This window comes from Paenibacillus sp. HB172176 (assembly GCF_011947265.1).
Classification (GTDB): Bacteria; Bacillota; Bacilli; order Paenibacillales; family Paenibacillaceae; genus Pristimantibacillus.
Window position 1 is genome coordinate 1 of record NZ_JAATHD010000048.1, and the last position, 10599, is coordinate 10599.

Sequence of the window (10599 nt, forward strand, 5' to 3'; positions counted from 1 at the left end):
GAGGGAAAACCTCACGTCCGGTTTGATGAAGGGGGAACTGGAAAGTAACTAGAGGGCTTGCGCCCTCCAACGAAATTCAGTTCTCTACTCTACTCTGGAGACGGTGCTGACTCGTGCGGGACGCACTGCTGCAGCGCTGTTTTTCAGCGCTGCATCAAGGCGTTGAGAGGAAGGAGCAGCTCTAACGCTGTTTTCCAGCGCTGCATCTTGGCTCGGGGAGGTGGGCGCTGTTCTAACGCTGTTTTCCAGCGTTACGGTTTGCGTGAGGAGGCGGGAGCAGCTCTAGCGCTGTTTTTCAGCGCTGCAGTGCCGTCACGGCTTGCGTTCTGCATTGCGATGTTGGTATTGTTTACACACTCCAATATACTTTGTCATTCATGCGCATGCATCATGTCAGATTAGTGCAAGACGCACAACTACACCGCCTATTTTCGGCGATACTATCCATTGTTGAAATAGGACTGCGATGATAACATGTCAGGTAATATAACATATACGCGAAGGGGAGCGTGTGCATGTGCAAAACGGGGCGTTGATGCAGGACGCAAAAACAACAGCTAAGAAAGGGAAGGAAGTCGTAGCCTTCAGCCATGTCGGCAAAATATTCTCTACCGGGACGAATGCGCTTCAAGATGTTCATCTCTCCGTAGACGAAGGAGAGTTCGTCAGCTTTCTCGGTCCATCCGGCTGCGGCAAATCGACTGCGCTTCGCATGGTGGCGGGTCTGGAGGAAGCGTCCACGGGCAGCGTACAGGTGAACGGCGTGAAGCCGAAGCAGCTCATTCGGGAATCGAACGATATTGCTTTTGTATTTCAGGAATCGAATTTGTTGCCATGGCGGACTGTAATCGACAATGTGATACTTCCGCTTGAGCTGAGAGGCGGCAGCAAGAAGAATCACAGGGAGTCTGCTATGCGGGTTCTAGAGATGGTGGGCTTGAAGGATTATGTCAAAGCCTATCCAAGACAGCTCTCCGGCGGGATGAAGATGCGTGTATCGATCGCGAGAGCGCTGGCCGCGAAGCCGAAGCTGCTCCTCATGGATGAGCCGTTCGCGGCGCTTGATGAGATTACCCGCCAGTCGCTGCAGATGGAGCTGCTCGATATTTGGCAGAGGGAGAAGATGACGGTGCTGTTCGTTACGCACAATGTATTCGAAGCGGTGTTGCTGTCGACGAAGATTGCCGTGATGTCCGCAAGGCCCGGCAGAATGTCGGCCTTCCTCGATGTGGAGCTGCCGCATCCAAGATCGCTCGCTATGCGGACAGAGCGAGCTTTCGGCGAGTATGTCGAGCAGGCCTCCGCCTATCTGGAGCAAGGCTCGCTCAGGAAGGAGCTGGGATAATGCCGCTGCGTACCGTGCATTCGATGCCTTCTCAGCCAATTGGCGAAGACAACCAACTGGAGGAATTGCCAGTCCAACTATTGTCGGCGGGGAGCAAGAAGAGAACAGGCTTCGCCCATACGTTTCTTCATTATTTGCTCGGCCCGATCATTGCGTTCCTGGCGGTCATTGCTTTATGGCAGCTCATTCCGACCTGGATGGGAACGAAGGTGTTCATTTTCCCGAAGCCTACCGATGTATGGAGCTCGGTTGTGGACGATGGGGCGCTCTTGTGGGCGGCTGTACGAATGACGATTCTGGAAGCTCTGATGGGCTTCGCGCTCAGCACGACTATTGGAATCGGATTATCGGTACTTCTTGCAAGCTCATTAATACTAGAGAGAAGCATTTATCCTTATGCGATTATTTTGCAAACCATACCGGTTGTGGCTGTAGCGCCGATCGTCGTCATCTGGTTCGAGGCGGGCTATAACTCGATCGTGGTCATCGCGTTCCTCATTGGCTTCTTCCCGGTCATCTCCAATACGCTCATGGGACTCAATTCGGTGGACCGCAGCATGGATGAGCTGTTCTCGCTCTACAATTCGGGAAGATGGCAGAAGATGTGGAAGCTTCGCTTGCCTGCGGCTATGCCCTATATTATGGCCGGTCTCAAAATATCCTGCACTCTCTCCATCGTCGGAGCCATCGTCGGCGAATATGTGGCGGGAATCGGGGGCGGCAAAGGCGGCCTCGGCTATGCCATTACCGTCGCTGCGGTTCAGATGAGAACGCCGTTCCTGTTCGCCTGCGGAATAGCGGCAGCCATTCTCGGCATCAGCTTCTATCTGCTTGTCAGTCTCGTTGCCAGAGGAATATTGGGCTCCTGGCATGAGTCGGCAATGAAGAAGTAATAAATAGAAAAGTGGAGGAGATCAAGCATGATTAAGGGGAAGAAGCTTGGAGGGATGGTTCTAGCCATTATGCTTATGACGGTGATGGCGGCTTGCGGTAACAACGGGGAAAGCAATAATGGAGGCAGCGGCAACAACGGCGGCAATAACGCCGCTCCCACTGAGGCAGCAGCTTCGACAGCTTCTGCCGAGTCAACGACTCCGGCCGAAACGGAGGCGCCGAAGGAGGCGGAGAAGGTGAAGCTGGTGCTGAACTGGTTCCCGAAGGCGCAGCATGGAGGTGTCTACGCGGCGCAGGAGCAGGGAATATTCGCGGACAATGCGCTTGATGTAACGATCGAGCCAGGCGGTCCTTCGGTATCTGCGGTGCAGATTGTCGCCTCGGGCAGCGCCGAATTCGGATTGGCGCATGCGGACCAGATTGTCATTGCGAAGAATCAGGGCATTGACCTGGTCGTCGTCGCGGCGGCGCTGCAAGGCAGTCCGCAGGCGTTCATGTTCCAGGAGGACGCGGACGTGAAGGACTTCGAGGATTTGAACGGCAGAACGGTCTTCGTGCAGCCGGGCATAACGTACTGGGATTATTTGAAGAAGAAATATGATCTAAGCGGCGTGAAGGAGATCGCGTATACCGGTCAATTCGTCAACTTCATCGCGGATCCGGAATCGGTCACGCAATCCTTCGTCACCTCAGAGCCGTTCTTCATGACCAAAGAAGGCGTGAAGACGAAGACGCTGCTCATCTCGGAGTCGGGCTATAATCCATATAATGTCGTGCTGTTCGTGACCAAGGATTACCTCGCAAAGCACAAAGAGACGGTCGCGAGCTTCGTGAAGGCCTTCTCGGAGGGCTGGATGTCCTACAAGGATACCTCCGCGGAGGTGGACAAAGCCATTCACGAGGCGAACCCGAATATCGATCTCGACGCTGTGGATTTCGAAGCCGAGGCGCAGCAGGAATTCGTCTATGGCGGAGACGCGGCGGAGCATGGCTTCGGCTATATGACGGAAGAACGGTGGACGACGTTAATCGATCAGCTCGCGGAGCTGGGTTTGCTCAAAGAAAAATTCGATGCGAAGGATATTTTTACCACTGAATTTTTGCCAAGCGAATAATTGAATCGAGGTTGGTTGAATATAGGAACGAATTGACGGGAGCTTGCGCTTCTGGCGGTTCGTTTCTTTTTTATTATTCATTTTGGCGTCTGAGCCAGGTAAACTTCTCCTATAGATATTGATAACCCTTCGAAATCGTATATAATTTAAAGTCTAAGTAGTTTAGAACTAAAGCATTCCATATGACGAAGATGCATCATTGGAGTATCTCGCATGCGAATCAAAGGAGTTGAAAGAGAACAATGTTGAAGCTTTTTCGTTTCTTGAAGGGGTACCAGGCGCTTATCGCGCTCGTCATGGTGCTCATCTTGCTTCAATCTCTGGCGGAGCTGTATCTGCCGACCTTGATGTCCGATATTGTGGACAAGGGTATCGTGGAAGGGGATCATCCTTACATCTGGCGCGTTGGAGGCTATATGCTGCTATTCACGCTGGCAGGAACCGTCGTCTCTATTCTTGCGAGCTTGTATGCTTCAAAGGTCTCCTCAGGGTTTGGACATGTTGTCCGCGGCAAGGTGTTCTCCCATGTGGAGAAATTCTCGCTTCAGGAGTTTGACCAGCTCGGGACAGCATCGCTTATCACTAGAACGACGAATGACATTACGCAAGTGCAGCAGGTGTTAATGATGATGCTCCGCATGATGGTGATGGCGCCGATGATGTGTATCGGGGGCATCATTATGGCCTTGTCCAAGGACGCCGAGCTGACGCTGGTTCTGGTGGTCGCGCTGCCCGTGCTTGGCGGTACGATCTGGCTCATTACGTCCAAGGGCCTGCCGTATTTCAAGGCGATCCAGAAGAAGCTCGATCGGCTGAATCTCGTGCTGCGCGAGCGGCTTACCGGCATTCGGGTCATTCGCTCCTTCAATCGCACGGAAAGCGAGAAGGTTCGGTTCACGGAAGCCAATGGCGATCTGACGAACACGGCGATTCGCGTGAATCAGATTATGGCAACCTTGATGCCGCTGATGATGCTGATTATGAATCTATCCTCTGTCGCGATCGTATGGTTCGGAGGCTTGCGAATCGATAGTGGAGCCATGGAGGTTGGCGATCTGATCGCCTTCACCCAATACGCGATGCAGATTATGTTCTCTCTGCTCATGTTCTCAATGATGTTCGTCATGGTGCCGAGAGCTTCGGCGTCCGCGGTTCGCATCGACGAGGTGCTGCATCAGGAGCCGGTTATTCATGATGGGGACACTGCTGCTCATTCGGGCAAAACAGTACAAACCGGAATTGTCGAATTCGACAATGTGACGTACAGCTATCCGGGAGCGGAGCGGCCGGCCGTGGAACGGATCTCCTTCCGGGCCGAGCCGGGCAAGGTGACGGCGATTATCGGGGGGACGGGCTCAGGCAAGTCGACCTTGATCAATCTTGTGCCGCGCTTCTTCGATGTGCAAAGCGGATCGCTCCGCGTCGACGGCGTCGATGTGCGGGAATGGACGCAGGAGCAGCTGAGGGCTGCGATTGCGTTGGTGCCGCAGAAGTCGGTGCTGTTCACGGGAACCGTCGCGGACAATATTAGATACGGCAAGGACGACGCGTCAGATGAAGAGCTTCGGCAGGCGGCGGATACGGCGCAAGCCACCGACTTCATCACGGGCATGTCCGATGGCTTCGACTCAACCATCGAGCAGGGCGGAGCGAATGTGTCCGGCGGTCAGAAGCAGCGCTTGTCCATAGCGAGAGCGTTGATTCGCAAGCCGAAGGTCTATCTGTTCGATGACAGCTTCTCGGCGCTGGATTATAAGACGGACGCGAGATTGAGGGCGGCATTGCGGGACGAGACGAAGGAATCCGCCGTTATCATCGTGGCTCAGCGCGTCAGCACGGTCATGGACGCCGATCAGATCATCGTGTTGGACGAAGGACAAATAGCCGGCATCGGCACGCATAAGGAATTGTTGGAATCCAGCGAGGTTTATCGCGAGATTGTGGCTTCGCAGCTGTCAGAGGAGGAGATTGCGTGAGCGAGGGAGCGAAGGGAAAAGGTCCGGGAGGACCAGGCGGACGTCCGGGAGGACCGGGAGGACCAAGGCCGATGGGCTTCGGTCCGGGACCCGGCATGATGGGCATGCCCGGCGCGAAGGCGCAAAATTTCAAAGTCTCCTTCAAGAGACTGGCAGGCTATTTGAAGCCGTTTCGATTAAAGCTGATCGCGGTGTTCGCGGCGGCGATCGTCAGCACGATTTTCACCATTCTCAGTCCGAAAATATTGGGCAAAGCGATTGACAAGCTGTTCGCGCCGGTCATGGCGCAGCTGCAAGGCAAGCCAAGCGTATCTATCGATTTCGAAGGCATTGCCACCATTATCGGTTTATTGATCGGTCTCTATGTGGTCAGCGCCTTGTTCGGTTTCCTGCAGCAATATCTAATGGCGGGCGTATCGCAGAAAGTCGTGTATCGCCTTCGGAATGAAGTGAGCGACAAGATGGAGCGGCTGCCGCTCAAATTCTACGATTCGCGTTCCAACGGCGATATCATGAGCCGGGTCGTGAACGATGTCGAGAATATAAGCAATACGCTGCAGCAGAGCTTGACGCAGCTGATAACTTCCGTCGTTACCCTCGTCGGCGTAATCGTCATGATGCTGACGATCAGCGTATGGCTGACGCTGGTGCTGATCTTGACGCTGCCGCTCAGCTTCCTGGTCATCAAAGCGATTTCGAAACGATCGCAATTGTATTTCAAGAGCCAGCAGGCGCAGCTTGGAGAACTGAACGGTCATGTCGAGGAGATGTACACGGGACATACCATTGTCAAAGCGTTCGGGAGAGAGAAGAAGTCGATCGAGAAGTTTGGCGAAATCAACGACAGGCTGTATCAATCCAACTGGCGCGCCCAATTTATTTCCGGCATTATCATGCCGCTCATGAATTTGATCGGGAATATCGGTTATGTGTGCATTTGCGTCATCGGGGGCATTCTGGTGACTCGCGGCAGCATCAGCGTCGGCGACATTCAGGCCTTCATTCAATACGCTCGTCAGTTCACGATGCCGATTACGCAAACCGCCAATATCGCGAACATTATTCAGTCGACGATTGCATCGGCGGAACGCGTATTTGAACTTTTGGACGAGGAAGAGGAGTCGAAGGATGTTGTCGCTTCGGGCGTTTCCTCGAAGCCTCGGGGCGATGTGGTGTTCAGGGATGTGCAGTTTGGCTATAAAGCGGACGCGCCTCTTATCGAGCATATGAACATTGATGTTCGAAGCGGTCAAACCGTGGCGATTGTCGGCCCGACCGGCGCGGGGAAGACAACGCTGGTGAATTTGCTGATGCGCTTCTACGAAGTAAACGGCGGAGCAATCACGGTGGACGGCAGAGACATTCGCCAGATGGAACGCGGCCGTCTGCGCAGTATGTTCGGCATGGTGCTGCAGGATACGTGGCTATTCAACGGAACGATCCGCGACAATATTGCATATGGGCGGGACGGCGCGACGGAGAAGGAGATTATCGAAGCATCCGAAGCGGCTCACGCGGATCATTTCATCCGTACCTTGCCGGACGGCTATGATACCGTTCTGAACGAGGAAGGCTCGAACATCTCGCAGGGACAGAAACAGCTGCTAACAATCGCGCGCGCGATATTGGCCGATCCGTCGATTCTTATCCTGGATGAAGCGACAAGCAGTGTCGACACGAGAACAGAGATTCAAATTCAGCATGCGATGAATCATCTCATGGCGGGCAGAACCTCCTTCGTCATTGCGCATCGCCTCTCGACGATTCGGGAAGCGGACATGATTCTCGTCATGAACAAAGGCTCGGTCATCGAGCAAGGCACGCATGAAGAGCTGCTGGAGCAGAACGGCTTCTATGCCGATCTGTACAACAGTCAATTCGCAGGCGGCGCAAGGGTGAATGCGGGCTAGTTTGCGTGGAGCTCATGGAAACCGTGCTGGAGTGGTTGCAGAGTTAAAAAGTAACTCTGGAACACCGAAAAGCTTCGTCGTTAAGGGCCCCTGCGCCAATCGATTATCGATTGGCGCAGGGGCCCTTTCTTCGTTTACGGAAAGATCTTGATAGGGGGCTTGGATGATGCAGGTTGGAGCTAGGAGAACCGTTAACGAAACTGGATAACGTTAAAATCATAAAAAGACATCTTTTTCAAATTTAACGAAGACTAATCGTCTTATTTCATGATTTTGGGCTGAAGTCATGCTAATTTTGATGAAATAACGAAATCAATCTTCCTTAGATTCACGCAGGCCTCAGATGCAGGCGATTAACGTTATGAATCTTCCTTAGGATCCCGTGGTCTTAGAGGCTTCGACTCCATATATAAAGCGATATGAAATGCAAGCGTAACTTTACTGTAATTTCAAGGAGCCCGTCAGACGTTTTACCTGTTCATCTTTTTATTGCAACCTTAATAGGTTGCAAGTATGCTAGAGGAAGAGATTTACAAAAATAGGACTTAGGCAGGGGATCGATTTGCGAAGTAGAATGGTCAATTCACCTTGGATGTACGCGTTCGGCATGCTGGCAATGATGATTCCGAGCCAGGCGTTTAACTCTTTCTACAGCTATTACTACGTGGAGAAGCTTGGTCTTGCCATTGGTCTCGCGACGCTTGCGAGGACAATCTATTTGATCTGGGATGCTGTTAATCAACCATTAGCGGGATATTTTTCCGATCGCACGAACACAAGGTTCGGTCGCCGGAAGCCGTGGATCTGGGGAGCAATTCCGCTGTTCATGCTAACTTTTATTATGGTGTTCGCGGTTCCCGGAGGCTTGCCGGAGTACGGTTTGTTCACTTGGTTTCTCGTGTCGCTAATTCTCTATGAAGCGGCGGCGACCATACTGTGGGTCAATTACGGAGCGTTGTTCCCCGAGTTGTATCGTGGAGACGCGCTGCGTTCAAAGGCTTCAGCCATTCAACAGGGCTATCAGATCGTTGCGATTCTGATCGGCTCGGCCGTAACGCCGATTCTCTATGAAGCGATGGGCTTTGGTAAAATGTCGATCGTATACGCGATATTGTTTGCGATCTTCATGCTCCTATGTATGAGGTATACGCAAGAGGATCCGGATACGCTTAAGACGCCGAGCATGAAGCTGAAGGAAGCCTTTGCGGCAACCCTGCAGAACAAGCCGTTCTGGGTGTTTAACTTCTCGAATTCCTTCGCCCAGACGGTGAACGGGCTGTTAAGCTCGATGATTCCGTTCTACGCCAAATATGTGCTTCATATCCCCGAGGTTCAGGTCACATATCTCCTGGCGTCAATCTTTGTGTCGGTGATTCCCCTCGTTGGCGTGTGGTATTGGATCATCAGGCGCATGGATCCCGTCAAGGCATGGCGCATCTCCTTGCTCGCGTACGCGCTCTCTGTCATCCCGTTGTGGTTCGGAAGCAATTTGCTCGGCGGCATTCTTGCAGGCGTCGTCGCAGGCTTCGGCCTTGCAGGCTTCCTTGTGACTCCTCCCGTAGTGAGCAGTCTCATCATCGATCAGGATTTTGAAAGCACAGGCAAACGCAGAGAAGGCGTCTATACGGCTGTCAGCGGCTTTATTACGCGTTCCAGCGGACTGATCTCCGCGCTTGCTTTCCTAATCGTTGGCTATATTTTCGGCTATGAAAGCGGCGACAATCCCGGCGACAACCCGGAGCTGACCTTCCGTTATTTAATCAGCATTATTCCGCTCTTGCTGCTGCTTGTCTCTTTCGTGCTGTCATTCTTCGTGAAGCTTGCGAAGAAGCATGTGGAGTGACTTTGAGTTGTCCAAGGCAACACTATTATTAATAAGACTTGAATTTTTATAAAATTTATTGCTGGGAGGATATCTATAATGCCTAATATCAAGAGAACTCTTTATGCTGTGGCTGTGTTTGTAGTCCTATTGATCATCATTCAAGTATTTGTAAGTGCATTCACTTCTTCTATTTCTGATGCCCATACTAGGAGCCTAATTACTCTTTTAGTTTCAATAGGGATCTCATTTTATGTGACACGCAGGATATTGACTAAAAAATCTCACAAAAAATTATATTAAATATTGAGTTATTCAAGGAAGTTGAAAGCATCTGATAACATAGTATTCACGCTGCGTCTCTACAATATTTGTATTAATCTTTACTGACTGGGAATTGAATTTTTTGCTGCTATTCTGGACACCAATCTTGTTCTTCATAATTAATCCAGCGTATTTAGGAGAGAGAGGGATAAAAGCGGGATATGTCTATATAAGCAGAGAAAGTATGAAAGATTATCGATACATTGAAGGTAAAAGATCCTATGTTGAACTGCTTGTTGAGAAAAAAGAGAAGCCAATTAAACTAACGATAAACTTAAAGGGACAACGAGACGATATGCAAAAATCGTTGGATTCATACTTTCAGCAAGGACAGTCATCCTATAATCTATAGAACAAAGGAGCGACCATATGAATATTCTCGCTATATCCGGCAGCTTACGCAAGCAATCTTCAAACAGCGCTCTGTTGAAGTCTATCATTGCGATGGCGCCTTCTGATATGACTTTCATAACTTACAATGGTCTTGGCGAACTGCCTCATTTCAATCCGGATATTGATGTTGATGATGGTCCTGAAGCAGTAATGGCATGGCGATCGCAGCTGAATACTGCCGACGGAGTATTGATCTGTACACCGGAATTTGGCAATGGGGTTCCAGGTTCGTTGAAGAATGCACTCGATTGGATTGTCTCATCAGGTGAATTAATGGATAAGCCAACAGCTGTAGTGACTGCATCACCCACACTAATGGGCGGTGATAAGGCTTTCGAGTCGATTTTGCTCACTTTGAAAATGATAAATACACAGATCGTGGAAGGAGCCGCATTAAAAATTCCGCAGATTAATTTGAAAATGGATAAGGAAGGCAATATTACAAATGCAGAATTGAAGCAAGAATTGCTTCTATTATTGGAACATCTGAAAGAAGCTTCTCAGCATGTTCTGAAATAATCTAGTTATAGAAGATCAGCGCAAAACGGACAATCAAAAGATATTCATTTTTAGTTTCTTTCAGATATAACAACAACTTGTTGGAGTAATCAGTGAAATAAACCGTTATCCTGTAAAATCATTTTCGGGAGAGGGACTATATAAGTTGAACGAAAGAAGTTGACATTCAAAATCGAACGCATAGGCGATCAATGATGACATGTGGGTATTTCATGATTTCATCCATAAACTGTCCGACACTCAGACGGATTTCGGCAACGGTGGAATAGAACACATTGTTGATGACATTGGATTTAAGCCA

7 protein-coding genes are annotated in these 10599 nt (G+C 50.7%); all 7 read left to right on the top strand.

Annotation, left to right across the window (positions count from 1 at the left end):
* Positions 1-535: 535 nt before the first annotated feature.
* The 7 genes from HFP08_RS28445 (at position 536) to HFP08_RS28475 (ending at position 10298) form a co-directional block, all read left to right on the top strand.
* Positions 536-1345, top strand: a complete 810-nt coding sequence (locus HFP08_RS28445; RefSeq protein ID WP_168124018.1) for an ABC transporter ATP-binding protein — start codon at positions 536-538, stop codon at positions 1343-1345.
* Positions 1345-2238: an ABC transporter permease gene (locus HFP08_RS28450; protein WP_168124015.1), complete on the top strand. Its 894-nt coding sequence runs from the start codon at positions 1345-1347 to the stop codon at positions 2236-2238. The genes HFP08_RS28445 and HFP08_RS28450 overlap by 1 nt, the downstream gene beginning before the upstream one ends.
* Positions 2239-2265: 27 nt before the next feature.
* Positions 2266-3354 carry an ABC transporter substrate-binding protein gene (locus HFP08_RS28455; RefSeq protein ID WP_240941933.1) on the top strand — a complete coding sequence of 363 codons (1089 nt, stop codon included), beginning with the start codon at positions 2266-2268 and terminating at the stop codon, positions 3352-3354.
* 242 nt (positions 3355-3596) lie between these two features.
* Positions 3597-5330 carry an ABC transporter ATP-binding protein gene (locus HFP08_RS28460; protein ID WP_168124016.1) on the top strand — a complete coding sequence of 578 codons (1734 nt, stop codon included), beginning with the start codon at positions 3597-3599 and terminating at the stop codon, positions 5328-5330.
* Between the two features lie 71 nt (positions 5331-5401).
* A complete protein-coding gene (locus tag HFP08_RS28465) occupies positions 5402-7240 on the top strand; it encodes an ABC transporter ATP-binding protein (protein WP_168124020.1) in 1839 nt (612 codons plus the stop codon).
* Positions 7241-7814: 574 nt separating this feature from the next.
* A complete protein-coding gene (locus HFP08_RS28470) occupies positions 7815-9083 on the top strand; it encodes an MFS transporter (RefSeq protein WP_168124021.1) in 1269 nt (422 codons plus the stop codon).
* A 672-nt stretch (positions 9084-9755) separates the two neighbouring features.
* Positions 9756-10298 (top strand): NADPH-dependent FMN reductase, encoded by a 543-nt coding sequence (locus HFP08_RS28475; RefSeq protein WP_168124017.1) that lies wholly within the window; start codon positions 9756-9758, stop codon positions 10296-10298.
* The last annotated feature ends 301 nt before the right edge of the window (positions 10299-10599 follow it).